This window comes from Mediterranea sp. An20 (genome assembly GCF_002160055.1).
In the GTDB taxonomy this organism is placed as follows: Bacteria; Bacteroidota; Bacteroidia; order Bacteroidales; family Bacteroidaceae; genus Bacteroides; species Bacteroides avicola.
The window spans coordinates 301,586-320,444 of record NZ_NFJV01000001.1; the positions used below are offsets into that span (position 1 = coordinate 301,586).

15 protein-coding genes are annotated in these 18,859 nt (G+C 53.8%); 6 read left to right on the plus strand and 9 right to left on the minus strand.

The window, feature by feature from the left end; all coding sequences use genetic code 11:
- Nucleotides 1-14: 14 nt before the first annotated feature.
- Nucleotides 15-905 (minus strand): serine acetyltransferase, encoded by an 891-nt coding sequence (locus tag B5F34_RS01260; protein ID WP_087334207.1) that lies wholly within the window; start codon nucleotides 903-905, stop codon nucleotides 15-17.
- Nucleotides 906-1,079: 174 nt separating this feature from the next.
- Nucleotides 1,080-1,556, minus strand: coding sequence for a pyridoxamine 5'-phosphate oxidase family protein (locus B5F34_RS01265; protein ID WP_087334209.1), 477 nt, complete (start codon nucleotides 1,554-1,556; stop codon nucleotides 1,080-1,082).
- Nucleotides 1,557-1,624: 68 nt separating this feature from the next.
- Here B5F34_RS01265 and B5F34_RS01270 point away from each other — a divergent pair, with 68 nt between their 5' ends.
- The 3 genes from B5F34_RS01270 (at nucleotide 1,625) to B5F34_RS01280 (ending at nucleotide 3,718) form a co-directional block, all read left to right on the plus strand.
- Nucleotides 1,625-1,825, plus strand: coding sequence for a hypothetical protein (locus tag B5F34_RS01270; RefSeq protein ID WP_087334211.1), 201 nt, complete (start codon nucleotides 1,625-1,627; stop codon nucleotides 1,823-1,825).
- 69 nt (nucleotides 1,826-1,894) lie between these two features.
- On the plus strand, nucleotides 1,895-2,458 hold the full coding sequence (locus B5F34_RS01275; RefSeq protein ID WP_087334213.1) for a Crp/Fnr family transcriptional regulator: 564 nt from the start codon (nucleotides 1,895-1,897) through the stop codon (nucleotides 2,456-2,458).
- A gap of 96 nt (nucleotides 2,459-2,554) precedes the next feature.
- Nucleotides 2,555-3,718, plus strand: coding sequence for an acyltransferase (locus tag B5F34_RS01280; protein ID WP_087334216.1), 1,164 nt, complete (start codon nucleotides 2,555-2,557; stop codon nucleotides 3,716-3,718).
- Between the two features lie 99 nt (nucleotides 3,719-3,817).
- On the opposite strand, the gene B5F34_RS01285 is transcribed toward B5F34_RS01280, so the two are convergent.
- The 3 genes from B5F34_RS01285 to B5F34_RS01295 all read right to left on the minus strand — a co-directional run bounded on the left by B5F34_RS01285 (nucleotide 3,818) and on the right by B5F34_RS01295 (nucleotide 9,054).
- Nucleotides 3,818-5,563, minus strand: a complete 1,746-nt coding sequence (locus tag B5F34_RS01285) for a glycoside hydrolase family 9 protein (RefSeq protein ID WP_087334218.1) — start codon at nucleotides 5,561-5,563, stop codon at nucleotides 3,818-3,820.
- 225 nt (nucleotides 5,564-5,788) lie between these two features.
- Nucleotides 5,789-7,000, minus strand: a complete 1,212-nt coding sequence (locus tag B5F34_RS01290) for a 6-bladed beta-propeller (protein WP_087334220.1) — start codon at nucleotides 6,998-7,000, stop codon at nucleotides 5,789-5,791.
- A gap of 305 nt (nucleotides 7,001-7,305) precedes the next feature.
- Nucleotides 7,306-9,054 carry a tetratricopeptide repeat protein gene (locus B5F34_RS01295; RefSeq protein WP_162609265.1) on the minus strand — a complete coding sequence of 583 codons (1,749 nt, stop codon included), beginning with the start codon at nucleotides 9,052-9,054 and terminating at the stop codon, nucleotides 7,306-7,308.
- Between the two features lie 776 nt (nucleotides 9,055-9,830).
- Between B5F34_RS01295 and B5F34_RS01300 the strand changes: the two genes are divergently transcribed.
- The 3 genes from B5F34_RS01300 to B5F34_RS01310 all read left to right on the plus strand — a co-directional run bounded on the left by B5F34_RS01300 (nucleotide 9,831) and on the right by B5F34_RS01310 (nucleotide 14,592).
- The gene (locus tag B5F34_RS01300; protein ID WP_087334225.1) at nucleotides 9,831-10,049 is read left to right on the plus strand and encodes a hypothetical protein; all 219 of its coding nucleotides are present in this window, start codon (nucleotides 9,831-9,833) and stop codon (nucleotides 10,047-10,049) included.
- 145 nt (nucleotides 10,050-10,194) lie between these two features.
- Nucleotides 10,195-13,653, plus strand: coding sequence for a DUF2723 domain-containing protein (locus tag B5F34_RS01305; RefSeq protein ID WP_087334227.1), 3,459 nt, complete (start codon nucleotides 10,195-10,197; stop codon nucleotides 13,651-13,653).
- Between the two features lie 273 nt (nucleotides 13,654-13,926).
- On the plus strand, nucleotides 13,927-14,592 hold the full coding sequence (locus tag B5F34_RS01310; protein ID WP_087334229.1) for a polysaccharide deacetylase family protein: 666 nt from the start codon (nucleotides 13,927-13,929) through the stop codon (nucleotides 14,590-14,592).
- Nucleotides 14,593-14,798: 206 nt separating this feature from the next.
- Here the strand turns inward: B5F34_RS01310 and B5F34_RS01315 are convergent, their stop codons facing one another.
- The 4 genes from B5F34_RS01315 to B5F34_RS01330 form a co-directional block, all read right to left on the minus strand.
- Nucleotides 14,799-15,554: an exodeoxyribonuclease III gene (locus B5F34_RS01315; protein ID WP_087334231.1), complete on the minus strand. Its 756-nt coding sequence runs from the start codon at nucleotides 15,552-15,554 to the stop codon at nucleotides 14,799-14,801.
- A gap of 154 nt (nucleotides 15,555-15,708) precedes the next feature.
- On the minus strand, nucleotides 15,709-16,845 hold the full coding sequence (locus tag B5F34_RS01320; protein WP_087334233.1) for a DUF6786 family protein: 1,137 nt from the start codon (nucleotides 16,843-16,845) through the stop codon (nucleotides 15,709-15,711).
- A 96-nt stretch (nucleotides 16,846-16,941) separates the two neighbouring features.
- The gene (locus B5F34_RS01325) at nucleotides 16,942-17,841 is read right to left on the minus strand and encodes a DMT family transporter (protein ID WP_087334296.1); all 900 of its coding nucleotides are present in this window, start codon (nucleotides 17,839-17,841) and stop codon (nucleotides 16,942-16,944) included.
- A 217-nt stretch (nucleotides 17,842-18,058) separates the two neighbouring features.
- The gene (locus B5F34_RS01330; protein ID WP_087334234.1) at nucleotides 18,059-18,814 is read right to left on the minus strand and encodes an MBL fold metallo-hydrolase; all 756 of its coding nucleotides are present in this window, start codon (nucleotides 18,812-18,814) and stop codon (nucleotides 18,059-18,061) included.
- Nucleotides 18,815-18,859 lie beyond the last annotated feature (45 nt).

Consider the following 18,859-nt stretch of genomic DNA (forward strand, 5'->3'; position numbering starts at 1 on the left):
GCCACGAGCTACAATTACTTTCTCTGCACAATGCGTGCCCCTGCAGGCACATCCTCCGTCACCCAGATGTTACCGCCCACCACGGCGCCACGCCCCACGGTGATGCGTCCCAGGATGGTGGCATTGGAATAGACAATGACATCGTCTTCCAGAATGGGGTGTCGCGGGATGCCCTTGATGGGGTTGCCGTCGGCATCGAGCGGAAAGCTCTTTGCACCAAGGGTAACCCCCTGGTAGAGTTTGACATTGCGACCGATGATGCACGTCTCGCCAATGACAACGCCCGTACCATGGTCGATGGTGAAATACTCGCCAATCTGCGCGCCGGGATGAATATCAATGCCGGTTTCGCTGTGCGCCATTTCGGTGATGATGCGCGGGATGAGCGGCACATCCAGCAGGAGCAGTTCGTGAGCGATGCGGTAATTGCCGATGGCCCGTATGGCAGGATAACAGCTGATGACCTCGCCGAAGGAGTGGGCAGCCGGGTCGCCGTTGTACGCCGCCTGCACGTCGGCAGCCAGCAAGCGGCGCAGACGGGGCAGGGTGCTGACAAAACGGGCGGCACGTTCGGCGGCCAACTGGTGCAGGGCTTCGTTTCTGCCCTCCTCGACCCGGTTGTCGGCCAGGCAAAGCGCAGCCAGGACCTGCCCTGTCAGTTCTTCAAACAATTGCTCGATATTAACACCGATGTGATAGGGAAGCGTACGGCTGTTCACCGTTGAATTGCCGAAATAACCCGGAAAAAGAATGGCACGGGCCAGGTCGACAATACGCCTCAAGGCACGGCCCGACGGCAGAGGATCTCCCTCGATATGCCGCAGGAAAAGCCCTTCGTAGCTCTCGGGAGCCGACAGCTCATCAACGGCCTGTGTCAGTATGTGAGTGAAGTTCAATGGACTCATCGGTCTCTCAGTCTTGATAAACAGCCACAAAAATACGAAGTATTCAGCAAAAAACCTAAAAAACCGAGGCAGTAAGTGTGCAAAAGCCCTTTTTTGAAACACGCCGAGGCCTTGACCGGCTCTTTTCCACGGTCCGGCAGCCTCTTCGCAAAAGGCTGTCCGCAGCCCCACAGGTCACAGTTCCGAAGGCAGAAGGCCGAAAGAACGCCCGGTCATTTCTTCAACCCGCACCTCCCAAACCAAGACATGCCTCACCGCCGGCTCGGAATAGCCGCATTCCGCCTCTGTATAATGGCGCATCATCGCATCCAGCGCCCGCCGTTTCTCCACCGGGTCTTCCAACCGTCGCGCCCGTCCGCGGCACATGACGCTGCGTGCCTTCATGCTGTAGCTGCATGCCATCTGCTCGTGCATCCATACCAGTTCGTGCCCTTCGCTGAAAGTCAGGCACACCCACGGGCGTTCATTCAAGAAGCGCACTTTGCTTCCATCGGGGCCTGAATGCAGGTAAACCACGCCGTCGGCATAAGCAAAATTCATAGGCAACACATAAGGCCGTCCCTGGTCGTCGGTCAGGCCTACCATGCAATAAGGGCAACGGCCGATAATGGCCTCCATCTCGGCACGCTCCGTCAGAATCCGGGTTTTCATGAGTCTGTTTCTCGTTTTGATTTCTGCCTACAAAGATACACATTGTGCCGCGCAAACCATGCGCCGGGATGGATATTTTTCCACGTGAAACACCGAAAGAATCCGCACTCTTCCCCACGGGCATGCAAGAGGCCTCTCCATTCACGCATATCTACCTGTCAGACAGCGCATTGCTCCTTACCTATAAGAAGCCCGTTCCGAAGCCCTTGAAAGCAAGCTCCGAAGCGCCCGGCAGCCGGCTGCAGAGAGCCGACGATACAGCCAGTTAAGATTTTCTCCGCACAGTACAACAAATATGCAACAAATCTGTAATTTTGTAAGCAGAATCAAGAATACTTATGGAAAGAATCCTGCAACATATCAATGCCCTCCTCCTCCTCTCGCCCGACACGGAACGCGCCCTCCGTGCCTGCCTTACCCCCTGCCGTTTCCCCAAACGCCACCTGCTGGTGGCAGAAGGACGGCGCACCGGTGCGGCTTTCTTCATCGAGCGGGGCATCACACGTTCTTATTGGCTGGTCAACGGCGAAGAAATCACCACCTCGTTTTCCTCCGAAGGCAGCATCGTCTTCAGCATGGACGAGCTATACTATGACAAACCGAGCGAGGAATATGTGGAAACACTGGAGGAAACGGAAGCCTACCGCATCACGCTGGACAACCTGCGCCACCTGTTCCACACCAACCTGGAGATGGCCAACTGGGGACGCATCATCCACCAGAACGAATACCGGCGCCTGCACCGCTCGCACAAAGAGCGGCTCACCCAGCCTGCCGCCCAACGCTATGAATCATTCTGCCGCCAGTTTCCCGAAGTGATACAGCGTGTGCAGCTGGGTTATATCGCCTCCTACTTAGGCATCACCCTGCCTACGCTGAGCCGGCTGCGAAGCAAAAAATGAATCACTTTTTTGTCATAGAACAAATGCTTACAGCCAGAAGATGCGTACCTTTGTCGCCGTTTAATTAATCTTTAACCATCAAAAAAACAAACTGCTATGTCAAGACCTTCTTCCGCTGCCTACGCGGACTCCAAGCCCCACTACGAACTGCTGGACGGGCTGCGCGGGGTAGCTGCCCTGCTGGTGGTGTTCTACCACATTTTCGAGGGACTGTCTTTTGCCGCCGGAGGCACTGTCATCACTGTCATCAACCACGGCTACCTGGCCGTAGATTTCTTCTTCATCCTTTCGGGGTTCGTCATCGGCTATGCCTACGACGACCGCTTGGGAAAGACCATGACTCTGGGCAATTTCTTCAAGCGACGCCTCATCCGCCTGCATCCCATGATTGTGATGGGCGCGGTGCTGGGCGTGGTGTTCTACGTATTGCAGGGCTGCGAACAGTGGGACGGCACGCATGTGGCCACCTCCCTCATCATGCTCGCCCTGCTCTGTGCCCTCTTCTTCATTCCCGCCGCACCGGGTGCCTGCTATGACATCCGTGGCAACGGCGAGATGTTCCCGCTCAACGGTCCCAGCTGGTCGCTCTTCTTCGAATACATCGGCAACCTGCTCTACGCGCTCTTTATCCACCGCTTAGGCAACAAGGCACTGACCGTGCTGGTAGCCTTGTCGGGGTTGGGACTGGCCTGGTTTATGTTGTTCGATATGGTGGGCTACGGCATGATAGGCGTAGGCTGGACGCTGGACGGCATGAACTTCTTCGGCGGGCTGCTGCGCATGCTCTTCCCCTTCTCGCTGGGCATCCTGCTGTCGCGCAGGTTCAAGCCACTGAAAGGGGTGCGGGGTGCTTTCTGGATATGCTCTGCCGTGCTTTTGATACTGTTCTGTGTGCCTTACGTAGAAGGAAAGGCGGAAGCCGTCATCTACAACGGTATCTACGAAGCCCTTTGCATCTTCTTTATATTCCCCGCTCTGGTATGGCTGGCCGCTTCGGGCCGCACCACCGACCGCCGCTCCACGCAGATATGCAAGTTCTCGGGCGACATCTCCTTCCCGCTCTACGCCGTGCACTATCCGGTGATGTATCTTTTCTATTCCTGGCTGATAAAAAACGAATACTATACGTTCGGCGAAATCTGGCCCGTGGCCATCGTAGTCTATGTGGGCAGTATCCTGCTCGCCTACGCTTCCCTGAAGTGGTATGACGAACCGGTGCGCAAGTGGCTGACCAAACGCTTCCTGCCGAAAAAGAAATAAGACGCATACGCAAATGCACAAAACAGGCACGGAGCCGCTCTTTCACCATCCAGAGATGGGACCGAAAGAGGCTCCGTGCCTTATTTGTATACCCAGATGTTATTGGGCCCGCTTCTGGCTCAACGCATCCAGCATGGAAGAAGCAGCTACCAAGGTAGCATTCCAGTCTACAGCCACACTGTTTGAAAGGGCATCCTGGTCCGAATCCAGGTAAAACTCATCAATCATAGACGAAGGATAAGCCGAGGGAGCAGCGTCGTTACCTGCCGACCCTCCTACCAGCAGACCGGGTACAGGAGCTTCAATGCCGTCGGAAACCGACAGGCTGTGTACCGGATGCATGGGGCTGTGGCTGCCCAATCCCGTCACATAACAGTATCCCAGAGGATTCCTGCCCAACAGATAGTCCATGTTGCGGTAGGCGTTGGTCAGATAGAACCATTTGTTGTCTACCATATAGGTATAGGCCAGCGTCACGGCCTGCGCGGCACACTGTTCGGCCAGACAGCCCTTGAAGAAATCGCCCGGCTCATCGCCAAAGGGAGCATGGAAAGCGGCTTCATCGGCTCCTTTGATGGCCTTGCCTGCATACGAAGTGAGATAGCTCTTCAGCGAGCTGTAGAGTGCATCGGCTGAGGGGTCCAACTTACGGTCGGGCAACAGCCAGGTAAAGACTCCCAGCATCCACACGTCCTTGCACCTCGGCAAGACCAAAGCCCTCGGTGCCTTGGCTGCAGCCGAAACCAAGTATTTCTGTTGACCGGTGGCATAGTAAAGCTCGGTTTCTGCCCAGAACAGTTCATCGGTCGGATATTCATTGCTGTACGTGTCCGTAGTAATGTCCGGGTCGTACTGCTCGTTCAGTTTGTCTTGCGCATATACACTTTTCGGATGCTGTCCAGCCCAGTTATATGCCCGCTCTGCTGCCCGCAATGCCTTGGCGGCAAATCCGGGATAGTCGGCCCGGAAAGGCTTGAACACCTGAGCCGCCTGCGCCATCACTGCGGCAAAGTAAGCAGATGCCTCTACCGATTTGGCTGCCACGTACCGCTGCTGCTTGCAGTCGGCAGGTTTCACCAAGCCTTCGTCCGACGTCGTACACACTTTGTGGTACACGCCCCCGTCGGCAGGATCCTGCATGGTCAGCAGCCACTCAAGGGAATAGTACACCTCGTCCAGCAAGTCGGGGGTCCGGTTGTTGCTTTCGGGGATGTGTGTGTTCTGCTGCGCGAAATATTCCGGGAAAAGCCGGTAGGCAGTCAGCAGGATGCCTGCGGAATACGCATTGCCGGTGACACTCTTGTCATACCCGCTACCCGTATACCAGCCTCCGGGCACTGCTATCCGGTCGTCGGCCTTACGCTTCGGCCCTGCCGCTCCGGGATGCACCAGCACCTCCGTATCGGGATGTCCGGCCGGACGTGCCCACTGTCCGGCATACGTTTCTTCGAGGGGCATGGAAGCCCGTTGGTAATAAAAGGCCTTCAAGGCAGCATCGGCCACAGGGGCCAAAGCATGTTCCCTGACCTCGAAGACAGCCGTATCGCCTTCAAGCAACAGGAAATAGCGTCCCGGTTTGTCCACTGCACCGAAGTTCATGACCGAACGGGCCTGCTTTGTCCACGAATTCAGCAAAGTCGTTTCGGTGGTACCGGTCAATACTTCTTCACCAGTCGAGGCATCCACCACGCTGAATGTTTTTCCTCCGGCCATTTCTGCCACGGCCACCTTTTCCTGCGTCGGGTAATACCCCACCTGGTTCAGACGGATTACATCCTGGGCAGGACCGCCACATGCTGCCAATCCCCCTGTCAGGATGCCCAGATAAATCAGTTTTCTGTTCATAAAGCGTTGTTTTTGAAATAAGAATTTGTCATATTACGCCGCCGGCACGAAAACCCGCCTGACATATCCTGCCCAACTTCAGGCTTCCGAAGCCGTATGCTTCTGATGGCACACGTCCGTGCGACGACACAAAGTAACGATAATATTCTGAAATTCTTCTTATTTCAAAACTTAATAAATGACAACTTCTCCACAAAAAGACCGGCACTCCCCTTACAGGCCCACTTACTGCTTTTCATGGAACACCACAATCAAATCATTGGAATCTTCGTTCATAGTCTTATATAGTTCCATTACATCGGGATGCTTGCGGGCGTATGCATCCAACTCACCGTTGGCTTCCTTCTGCTCCATTACTTTCTGTAACAAGTCATACGGAAGGCGGAAATAGCGTACATCTTGCTGCACGCCTATCTGATACATATATTCCAGAAGTGGCATTTCTGCATCCAACAACACGTCATCCTTTATCTTTGTATAAGAACGGCTGGTCCATCGGTTCTTGTCAATCACATTCCAATGAAAAAGACCATCTTTGTACATGAATTTGGACAGAATGAAACGTCGGCTTTCGTGTATGCTACGGTGTACCCAGATATACGAAGATTGCTTGCAGTGGTCTATAAACTCCATCACTGACGGATAATCGCTAAACAGTTCGCCATCGGGCATCGTGTATTCATTATCTTTAAATGAGATATAACCTTTCAAGTCATCTTCTCCCACCTCATAGATACCCCGCTGAAAGGTTTCATAAAAATAACATTTACCTTCCCGCTGATAAAGGACATTCGTTTGCCCTATCGAAAAGTAATCGTCCGCTTTTGCGTACAAGGGAATCCAAGCCTGCTCCATTTCTCCTTTGTTTGAATCATAGACGTATAATTTATAATCCCCTCCTTCAGGATTCGGCCTGCTATGATAAAAAGCGTATTTGCCATGCCCTAATACAGCGAAGTCTGTGAAACTTATCCCCATCGCAGGCAGCGGAATGCTTTCCAAATATTTTCCCTCTTTCAAAGAATAGCGCAGCAGCCTGTCTTCCCATACCAACATATAGAGGATGTCATCAATAACCTTCCATGTAAGCAGCCCTGTCGTTTCATTCGGTCCCTGCCCGTTTTTCAGAAGCGTCTTTATGAAATTACCTTCCGCATCCAGCAGATGAAGCACGTCTTTGTCTATGGAAGTGGCCTGAACTATCCATAGGAAATCGTACGCCTCTATCTGTAACAAAGAAGACAGGATTATTCCTTTCGGTTCTATCAGTTCATAGCCATCCACTAAGTCGGAAAGCACAAGAGTCTCATCTTCCGGGATGATCTCCACCTCGTGGGGAGCCTCTATTTCGGGACGATATTGGCTAAGTGCATCTTTCTCGGCACAACTGCCAAACAGAAAAACAATCAAAAAGGTAAATAGTAGGTAACGCATCATTGTGTTTGGTTTATTAAATCAGTAAAAAAATTTAGTTTGGTTTCGAAATAAACAAAAAATGGCTCTCAAAACGCCTTGTTTTACCCGCCTGCCAACATCTGTACCATGTGGATATAGGTTTTCAGACAGATGGCACCTAACGCCAAACAAAGGGAACAAATCAAAACTTTCATACGCAAATCTTTTATTGTTTGTGACGCAAAGTAGAGCATTCTTATCCACACCGCCAAAGAAAACAGTGTACAAAACAGTGTACATTTTCTACGACAGTGTACAACACCGCGTACACGCACTGATTGACAGCCCTATAGCATGGCTATGATTTTGTCCCATTCGTGAGGTTCGCCCTTAACGCCATAAACTTTCTGATACATCCGCCGTCGTGCAGCCGTGATGCTTTCTTTGCCGTGTGCCGTCAGCGTACCGATGTCTGTGGGCCGGATGCCCAGTCTGATCAGCAGACAGATGTGATACTCATGCTCGCTGAAACGGGGATAAAGCCCATACAATTTTGACTTGAAACCGGGAACAACACGCAACACTTCCTGCTCTATCCGTTCCCAATCTTCTGCCTTCAACTGTTTTTCACTGCCGTTGACAGCCGACAGACGAAGTTCCAGGTCTTTGCGCACATCCGACCCTTCCAACGCCGATGCCGTCTGCCGCCGCCATTCCAACGCCAGCTTCAACTGCTCATTGTCATGGAGCAACTGCCGTCTCTGCCATTCCAACTGCCTGCTGCCTGCTTCTTCCGCTTCCTGCAGCCGCCTCTCCAATTCTGCCACTTTCTGTTCGTTCTCCCAGATATACCGGCTGCTCTGTTTTTCTAATTCATCCCTGACGCGCTCGGCTTTCTCCAAACGTATGGTCAGTTGCAGATGTTTCCGGCGGACATACTGCACACGTGCCACTGCCCACGCCAGCAGCACGGCACACACACCCAAACCACCGTAAAACAGATACCGGTGCCGTCGCTGCTCTGCCTTCAGGCTCCGGTTCTCTTCCTCGCGCAGATTATAATTGTAGAGCGCGTGCATTTGCCGGAGCGTTTCCCGGTCTTCCAACCGGTGTATGGAATCGTCATAAGCCTGGTATTGCACGAACCGGGTCCGGGCACAATCCGCATCCTGCCGCTGCAGGGCCACCTGTGCCAAGGCAAAGCAGGCCGTCCTTTTGGCATATACCGTGCCGCTGTCGGCCAGCAGGGTCCAGTAATAGACTGCAGAATCCGTTTTACCCGTACGGTAGCACCACTCCGCCGCCATCGTGTACAGCCCGCTCCGGCTTGCCCGGTGCGGACGCCGGAAAGCCCTCTGCAGGCAGGCTCCTGCCGAATCATACTGTTGGGTTTGCAGATACAGCCCCGCCAGTTGCCCTTCCGCCATGTCGGCCAGACCGGTCTGCCGGCTTGTCCGGGCCATCTCCACTGCCTGCCGCAGATGGTACAGGGCGCTGTCCGGACGACCCAGGCCCTGGTAGGATTTCCCGATGTCCCGCCACGCAAATATCAGCCCGACGGTATCCTTCAGCGCCTTATCGCATTCATACGCTTTCCGGTACATCTCCAGCGCTTCCCGATACATTTTCTGGTAAGAGAACAGCGTCCCCATCTGGCTGTAGATTCTCTCAGCCAGCCTCTCCCCTCCCTGCGGGGGCAGGGCACGGGCCGCCTTCCCGAAATAGTCCAAAGCCTGCGGTGCATTCCCCAAGTCGCTGTACACCCGTCCGGCGTAATAATAAGCTTCGGGCAACAGAGCCTCGTCGCGGTGGTTTTCAAAATAGTCCACTACCATCCGGATTACGCTGTCCGACGTATGCCTCACATACGCCTTGTCGGCAGCCTTCACCGCCAGCAGCCGGTAGCGCATCTGCACACGCTCAGGCATCAGCCGCACGCTGTCCGCCCATCCTGCCAGCCAGGCACAGGCACTGTCCGGACACGTTTCTGCCAGCGAATCTGCCTGCTGCAGCACACGCGGATAAGGCAGATGTCCGCAGGCACACAGACAACAGCAGAGAAAGGCGCTCAGGCATAAATAAGAGAATGTCTTCATAAACAACTTGTTTTTCATTGAAGTGAGCAACCAGGTTAACGCTTTCCGGCGGTCTCCCCACAGGCTGCACGAGACCAGGCCTGTGCAGAAGAGCATAACGGTTATGACAGTGAGTTTCATCCGGTAGTCCATCGCATTTTATGGTTACAGAGGTTTCCTATTTGCATTGCAGACCTGCAAATTTACAAAAAAGAAGCGGAATCACAAGAACTTTCTCAACAATCTGCATTTTCCCGGCACGGCGACTTGCTTCCCTTTCCTTCACAGTTCCGCGAGAGCCTGCTTACAATTTATAACCCGCTCCGGCCGTTCCCTGTGAAATGAAGTGTTTTTATAAATGATTTCAGCCTATGTTTCACAGCATCCACTTGACATACAAAAGATTGATAATTTTCAAAAACCGATTTTTTATAAATGGAAAATGAGGTGCATTTCCGGTGCATTCCGCAGGAAAGAGATCTTACCGTCAAAGTAAGATCGACTGCTTTCACACCTTCACCGCCCCGCAAACCCCTACTGTACAAAGAATTGCTGTGAAAGATACATCCTTCACCCTGCTTTCACACATCCGGCGTGAAACATCGGCGAAACCGGTTGGACAGATGCTTAGCGGTTTTCTCCTTATACTTTGAAAGCAGATTGCCGGGGGCTTGCAAGCAGGTTTCTTAGCAGGTGCCACGCCTCTACCGGCGTGAACGAAGGTGTGAAAGATGCGTGAAGGCTCTATCTTTCACAGCAATCTACTGGGCAACAGCGGTGTATGACGCCGTGAAGGCGTGAAGGCAGCTTGGGGCATTCCTTGTTGTGTGGTGAAGGAAAGGGGGGAGCATGGTATCACCCAACCTGCATTTGAGGAAGCTAAACCTACATTTGAGAAGGTTAAACCTGCATTTGAGAAGGCTAAACCTGCATTTGAGAAGGCTAAACCTGCATTTGAGAAGGCTAAACCTGCATTTGAGCGAAGGAACTTTGTGGCGCTGCGGCTCAGTGTTTAATATAAATTAAATCAGATTGATTATTTAATTATCAGGCAAGTTTCCTCTCCTTTCGGCTGAAATCACTATCTTTGCGGCCGTATATGCCTGCGGCGCATGTCCGGAGACGAAAAAACGAAGAAAAAACAACAACCGATAAGACTGAATGAAACAGTACAGAACCGTAAACAACCTGATGGGTTGGATTACCTTCCTCATCGCGGCAACGGTCTATTGCCTGACCATAGAACCGACTGCCAGCTTCTGGGATTGTCCCGAGTTCATCACCACCGGCTACAAGCTGGAAGTGGGACACCCGCCCGGCGCACCCTTTTTCATGTTAGTGGCCAACCTGTTCTCGCAGTTTGCCTCCGACGCTTCCGAGGTGGCCAAGATGGTGAACTACATGAGCGCGCTGATGAGCGGCGCCTGCATCCTGTTCCTCTTCTGGACCATCACACACCTGGTGCGCAAATTGGTGGTGTCAGACGAAAACAATATCTCCAACGGACAGATGGCTGTCATCATGGGCAGCGGACTGGTAGGCGCACTGGCCTACACGTTCAGCGACACGTTCTGGTTCTCTGCCGTCGAAGGTGAGGTATATGCTTTCTCGTCGCTGTTCACCGCCGTGGTATTCTGGCTCATCCTGAAGTGGGAAGACGTGGCCGACCAGCCGCACAGCGACCGCTGGCTGGTGCTCATCGCCTATCTGACAGGCCTCAGCATCGGCGTACACCTGCTCAACCTGTTGTGTCTGCCCGCCATCGTGCTGATTTATTATTATAAGAAAGTGCCGGGAGCCAATGCCAAAGGCTCGCTGCTTGCCCTGCTGGGCTCGATGGTGCTGGTGGCAGTGGTGCTCTATGGCATCGTGCCGGGCATCGTGAAGGTGGGCGGATGGTTCGAACTGCTGTTTGTCAACACCCTCGGCATGTCGTTCAACACGGGTGTACTGGTCTATATCATCCTGCTGGCAGCCACGCTCATCTGGAGCGTCTACGAGACCTACATGCAGCAAAGCCGCCTGCGCATGGCGCTGTCGTTCATCCTGACCATTGCCATGCTGGGCATCCCGTTCTACGGACATGGAGCCGGCTCGGTGGTCATCGGGCTGATTGTCATCGCCCTGCTGTGGTTCTACCTCAACCCCAAGACGCAGGACAAAATCAAAGAAAAATACCGCGTCAGTGCCCGCGCCCTCAACACGGCCTTGCTCTGCACGCTGCTCATCGTGGTGGGCTATTCGTCGTATGCGCTGATTGTCATCCGCTCCACAGCCAACACGCCGATGGACCAGAACTCGCCGGAAGACATCTTCACCCTGGGCGAATACTTAGGGCGTGAACAGTATGGCACCCGACCGCTGTTCTACGGCCAGGCCTTCTCTTCACAGGTGGCCCTCGACGTGAAAGACGGCTACTGCGAACCGCGCGTCAAGAGCGAAACCACCAAGTTCATCCGCAAGGAAAAAACATCGCCCGACGAAAAGGACAGCTACATCGAGATTCCCGGCCGCATCGAATATGAATATGCCCAGAACATGCTGTTCCCCCGCATGTACAGCAGCCAGCCGGAACATGTCCAGGCCTACAAGAGCTGGATGGACATCAAGGGACACGACGTGCCCTTCGACCGCTGCGGCGAGATGATTATGGTGAACATCCCCACACAGTGGGAAAACATCAAATTCTTCTTCTCCTACCAGCTCAACTGGATGTACTGGCGCTATTTCCTGTGGAACTTCGTAGGTCGCCAGAACGACATACAGGGCCACGGCGAGATTGAGCACGGCAACTGGATAACGGGCATCTCGTTCATCGACAACTGGCTGATCGGCAACCAGGAATACCTGCCCACGGAACTGAAAGAGAACAAGGGACGCAACGTGTTCTACGGCCTGCCACTGCTGCTGGGCATCATCGGCCTGCTCTGGCAAGCCTACCGCGGACGCCGAGGCATCCAGCAGTTCTGGGTGGTGTTCTTCCTGTTCTTCATGACGGGCATCGCCATCGTGCTCTACCTCAACCAGACTCCCCTGCAGCCGCGTGAACGCGACTATGCTTACGCCGGCTCGTTCTACGCCTTCGCCATCTGGATTGGCATGGGTGTGGCAGGACTGACGCAACTCATCAACCACCTGACGCGGAAACAGACACGCAAGGACTGGACACCCGAACAATTGGATGCCTGGAACAAAGGCTTGTGGATGCCCGAAATCAAACCCGGCCTCGCCACGGCTCTTGTGGTCAGCATCGTCTGCCTGCTGGTGCCCATACAGATGGCCAGCCAGACGTGGGACGACCACGACCGCAGCGACCGCTACATGGCACGCGACTTCGGCGAAAACTACCTGATGTCTCTCCAGGAAAGCGGCAACCCCATCATCTATACCAACGGCGACAACGACACCTTCCCCCTGTGGTATGCGCAGGAAACCGAAGGCTGCCGCACCGACGCCCGCACGTGCAACCTATCGTACCTGCAGACCGACTGGTATATCGACCAGATGAAACGCCCTGCCTACGACAGCCCCTCGCTGCCCATCACCTGGGACCGCAAGGATTATGTGGAAGGCACCAACGACTATATCGCCATCCATCCCGAAGTGGCCAAGAGCATCGACCAGCTTTATGCACAGGCCGAAAAGGAGGCTCTGGCAGGCAACCCTGAAGCACTGGTGAATGTCAAGAAGGAATTTGGAGACAACCCCTACGAGCTGAAGAACATCCTGGAGCATTGGGTACGCAACCCCAGCAACAAGGAACTGAACATCATCCCCACGGACAGCGTGGTCATCAAGGTGGACAAGGAGGCCGTGCGGCGCAGCGGCATGTACATCCCCGGCGACAGCATACCGGACTACATGAGCATCAAGCTGCGCACCAAAGACTACAGCGGCAATTACCACCCCAAACGCGCCCTCTACAAGAGCGAACTGATGATGCTCGAAATGCTGGCAGAAGCCAACTGGGAACGGCCCATCTACATAGCTGTCAGCGTAGGACAGGACAACCAGTTGGGCATGGACAACTACTTCGTACAGGAAGGACTGGCTTACCGCTTCACGCCGTTTGACAACAGGAAGACGGGTGTCACCATCGACTCGGAAAAGATGTACGACAACCTGATGCATAAGTTCAAGTTCGGCGGCATCGACAAGCCGGGTATCTACATCGACGAGAATGCCCTGCGCATGTGCTACTCGCACCGACGCATCTTTGCCCAATTGGTGCAGCAACTCATCAAGGAAGGCAAGAACGACCGGGCAAAAGCAGCCTTGGACTATGCCGAGAAGATGATTCCTGCCTGCAACGTGCCCTACGACTTCCAGAACGGCGCTCTGCAAATGGCAGAAGCTTACTACCAGCTTGGCGAAAAGGAGAAGGGCGACCGGATTATGCAAGCCCTGGCAGACAAATCGCTGGAATACATGACCTGGTATATGAGCATGGACGACAACCGTTTCCTACTTTCTGCCTCGGAATATGAGTACCACCTGCGGCTGCTCAATGCCGAAACAGACATACTGAAGAAGTATGATTCGGACCTGGCGGAAACCTACGAGGAAAAGTTAGGCGAGAATTACCACCAGTATATACAAAGAATGGGATACCAGGAATAAGGAATAACAGTCAGCGGAAAGAGGGTGTATCAAAATAGAGATTACCTATCATTTTGTCATCCCGAGCGTAGCCGAGGGATCTCAAGATTGGTTAAGTGAGATGTTTCGACTTCGCTCCGCTCCGCTCAACATGACAGACTATAGTCAAAAGAGGTCTTGAGCGAAGCTAATAATGGTTGTTTGTCATTTTGATACACTCTCTTTTCGCTGACTGTTTCCCCTTTCCGTTGTTATCCGGTCTTTTACTAACCACATCAAACCAGCAGCAGTACCGTGTTTATTGAACAGCCCCCTGAATTTGTCCGCAAGCTCTATCCGCGCGCCTTGTGGCGGATGACACCTGCGGAAAAGAAAGTCTACCTGACCTTCGATGACGGTCCCATCCCCGAAGTGACCCCCTGGGTGCTCCAGCAACTGGACCATTACGGCGTGAAAGCCACCTTCTTCATGGTGGGCGACAACATCCGCAAATATCCCGACGTGTTCCGCCAGGTGCTGGAAAGCGGACATCGCATCGGCAACCATACCTTCCACCACCTGAGGGGGTTTGAACATGCCTCCAACCGCTACTTGGACGATGTAAGCAAGGCGCAGGACTTCATCATGGAAGCCTGCTCCGATGTGGCCAACGACCTGCTGATAGACCAGGCTCTCTACCCCATCCTTTTCCGCCCGCCGCACGGGCACATGACCTGGGGGCAGTATATGGTGCTGCGCAAGAAGTGCCAGATTGTGATGTGGGACCTTGTCACACGCGACTACTCCAAAAAGATGCGCCCCCCGCAGGTGCTGGCCAACGTGATGCGCTATGCCCGCAACGGCTCCATCATCACCTTCCACGACTCGCTGAAATCGTGGAACAACGGCAACTTGCAGTATGCTTTGCCGCGCGGCATCGAATTCCTGCTGGAAGAAGGGTATGGCTTCGGGTTGCTGTGACGGAGAAGGCAGAAGTAAATGTGCAAAATGAGATGATACCCCAAACACAGAGGCACGGAGACACAAAGTTCCGTAACTTTCTGTCGGAAAATGATGAGAGGAGGACACGGAGTCCGCGGCTTCGCCGCACACGAAAGAGGGGAAATACTCTGCGACTCCGTGCCTCTGTGCTTAGTCTCACTTGACTTGGCACATAGGAACTTACCTTACAAGTCAATCACCACCTCCACCGGGCAATGGTCCGACCCGTATATCTCCGTATGGATGCCCGCGCTGACCAGCTTTTCGTCCAAGCGTTTGGAGGTGAGGAAATAGTCAATGCGCCAGCCGGCGTTCTTCTCGCGTGCCCGGAAACGATAAGACCACCATGAATAGATGTCCGTACGGTCGGGATAGAAATAGCGGAAGGTGTCCGTGAAGCCAGAAGCCAGCAGTTCCGTAAACTTGGCGCGCTCCTCATCGGTGAAACCTGCATTGCGGCGGTTGGTCTTGGGATTCTTCAAGTCGATTTCCTGATGCGCCACGTTGAGGTCGCCACACACGACAACCGGTTTCCTGGCATCCAGCGAAAGCAGGTAGCGGCGGAAATCGTCTTCCCACGTCATGCGGTAGTCTAAGCGGCGCAGTTCGTCCTGCGAGTTAGGCGTATAGACCGTCACTAAGAAGAAATCGGGCATCTCCAGCGTAATGACGCGCCCTTCCTTGTCGTGATGTTCGATGTCGATGCCATACGTCACGTTCAGCGGATGGTGGCGCGTGTAGATGGCAGTGCCGGAATAGCCTTTCTTCTCGGCATAATTCCAATAAGACTCATAGCCTTCAAAAGACAAGTCCAGCTGTCCCGCCTGCATCTTGGTCTCTTGCAGGCAAAAGAAGTCGGCATCCAACTGTCCGAAGGCATCGGCAAAGCCCTTGTCCTTGCAGGCACGCAGGCCGTTTACATTCCAGGAAATAAATTTCATACGCAATGTCGTTAAATGATTATAAGCAAAAGTGCAAAATTAAGTGATATGAAACACAGAGACACGGAGTCACGGAGTTTTATTTTTTCGAGGACAGAGTTCACGGAGGGAAGAGGTAGCTCTGTGTCTCTGTACCTCTGTGTTCTACAGAAACTCACCGGAACACCCGCCTGATGGTCTCCAAGTCCGTCCCGAAGACCTGCCGCACCACGGGAGCCAGCATCTCATCGCTTCCTTGCAAGTGCACCACCGTCTGTGTATGCGTCAGGCTTTCGCCCGGTGCCAGTTCTGCTCCCGGCGAAGAAGTCTCTATCTCATAGAACGGCCCCATGATGGAACCATCTTCCAGCGGGCCGTCGTTGTAGGCATTGATGGCATCGCCGTCGAAGGGATTGTCCTGCGGGCCCCACTGGCCGTTGACATACACGCACGGTGTTTGGGGACGGTTGCAGCAGAGGATGGTCAGCACCCCTTTCTCCGAATCATAACTGCCGCAGAGGTTCAGAGAGCGCCCGGCGGGCAAACCCAGTTTGGAACGGTAATTCCCGTCTATCCGGAAATAAATCAGCCCGTCTTCCACCACCAACCGGTCCGAAGGAATCTTACCGAAATACATATCGTTCACTATCGGCCCTTCTCCCTCCCGGTTGTAGGGGATAAAGACGGTAGTGGACGGCGTGGGATTGAAGCATCCTAACATCCAGACAGATACCAGTCCCGTTTCGCGGGTCCATGCCTCTGTACCCAAGTTGGTAATGCGGTTGTCTGTCTGATACGCCACCGGTTTCACTCCTTCCGGCAGGGCAACGCCCAGTTTCTTGCCGATGGCATCACGGTCCATCAACGCCACGGTACGCTCCATGCGGATGTCGAGAAGGGTGCCGGCGGCATTTTCCAGGCGTGCCCGTCTGGCCAGCCGGATAAGGGAAGCCGTCTGCTCTTCAACGTCAAAAGTATCCGTGTCCAGCACGGCGGGCACTGCCCAGTTGGCATATACCTGCTCTGCCTTTGGCTTGAAGTACAAGGAGAAAGGACCGCCTTCCGGTCCCAACCAAAAACGTTCTTCGCCGCCTACGGGCTGAATCTGCGGGCTGACCTTGCCTTCTTGTATGAAACGGTAATTTATCCAGCCATAGCTGTCGCCTTCGCTACCCGTGGCCGAGGAGGTCATCACCCGTCCCTGCCATGCCGGAACCACCATGACCACAGACTGCCCGTCGGCAGAGACCAATTCTTTATATTCGATGCCGTGCTCTTGCAGGAAAGCGGCATCTTTCGCATACGTTCCCATTTCTTCTGATATGATAAATTAGAGTATAAATTGCAATCGCGCGGTCAAAGGTACAGAGTTTTGCCGAATGATACATCTTTTTTTCAGCAGAATCTGTCAGGCCTTCCTCCCCGCTCCATACACCCCGCCCAGGATGAGCAGCACCCCCGCCCATGCCATCGGCGTAAGCCGCTCGCCCAGCACAAGGGCAGAGCCTGCCAGCGTAAACACGGGGTTCAGGTAAATGTAATTGGAGGCACGTACCGTGCCCAAACGCTTCAACACTACGTTCCATACGGCAAAGCAGACCAAAGAGGCCAGTACGCCGAGGAAAAGGAGGTGGCCAAGTACGGACAAGTCCAGCAGGCGCGACACCTCAAACTGCCAAGGACGCACTAAAAAGACGGGCAGGATGGTGAGAATGCCGTAGAAGAATATCTTGCGGGTGATGAAAGTCACTTCGTAGCGGTCGGACATACGTCTCATAATCAGGCTATAAAAGGCCCATGACAGAGAAGCCAGCAACGAAAGCAAATCGCCGGCGGGCGAGAGGCGCAACACAAAATGGCCGTTGCATACCACCAAGGCCACCCCCGCCAGGGCTGTCAACGAACCGACTACCAGCGCACGCGTGACCTTCTCTTTTCTGAAAAACACCCCAGAGAGCAGGGTGGTCAACAGCAGTGTGGTGCATACCAGAAACGAGACATTCGTGGCCAGCGTATATTCCAGTGCCGTATTCTCCGTCAGGAAGTAAAACGAACCGCCCGTCACACCGCCCAGCAACAGCCAAAACTCATCGCGCCACGTGTCTGCCCACCACTTGCGGTGGGAAAGGAACCAGATGCCGATGTAGGCCACCGAGAAACGCAACAGGAAAATCTCCTGCGGAGTCATCCCGCAACCTATCAGCAATTTGGTGGAGATGAAGGTCAGTCCCCATATCCCCACGATGAGTATGGCTGTCAGGTGAAAAGCCCATTGCCCGCGAACTGTATCTGAATGTGTGATGCTCATAACGCCGCAAAGGTACGGATAGGCTGCGGAATAACTGACAGAAAACACGTCTTTTTTCGAGGGAAAAGAGAAAAAAGGAGGGAAGAAAGCCCGGCATACAGGACAGCTTTTCCGACACCCCCTTCACAGCCTATTGCCAAGCGGTAAGCAGTCGGCTGCCAAGCGGTAAGCACCTGGCTCGTTATAGATGAGCACCACAGGCCTGAAACCGGCATTGTCACTGCACCAGCAGCGTATCCCCTTCTTTCGCTATGCACCAGAAACCGATGCCTTGCGCATCGGTAAACTCTTTCATGCGCCAAGCCGACTCGAAACCACTGGCAACAAAGTGCATCGGCACAAACAGACCGGTGCGGAAACGCTCTATGAACTGGCGGGCGCCGCGGGTATAACCGTTGCCAATGCGCCCGTCGACAGGAAACAGGACTACATCGAAATGGTCGGTCAGCTTGCGGATGTCTTTCAGCTCGCCCAAGTAACGCTTCTCCTCTTGGCCGGGGTCGATGCGGATACCAAACTCCGGACTGAAAACGCTGCCCCCCGGATAGTCGTCGGTCAGGAAACGGGCATACCAGTTGTTCAGGTCGCCGGCATGGAAAAGACGCTTTCCGGAGACTTCAATTACCCACGAAACGCCGCTGTCCGTGCTTCCGGCAGCAGTCACTTTCAGGCGTCCGTCTTGCCAGCTGCTTCCCTTGGCCAACCATACATCTGCCTCTTCCCGCCGGGCACGGCGGTGTTTCAAAATATCTTTCGACAGCAGATAAATGATGTCAGAAACGGTGTCGCGCCAGGAAAAAATCTCCCGGTTGAAATGGTCTTCGTGGAAATGACTGGAAAACACATAAACCGGCTTCTTCGCTGCCAGCAACGAAGGCATCACACAGGCCGGGTCCCTCCAGTAATCAAAGACCAGCAGGCAGGTTTCTGTCTCTATGGCAAAACCGCTATGAAAGATATAGGTAAGCTTCATCAGATTGGGAATCACACTTTATCGGACACAAAAATACGGATTAAT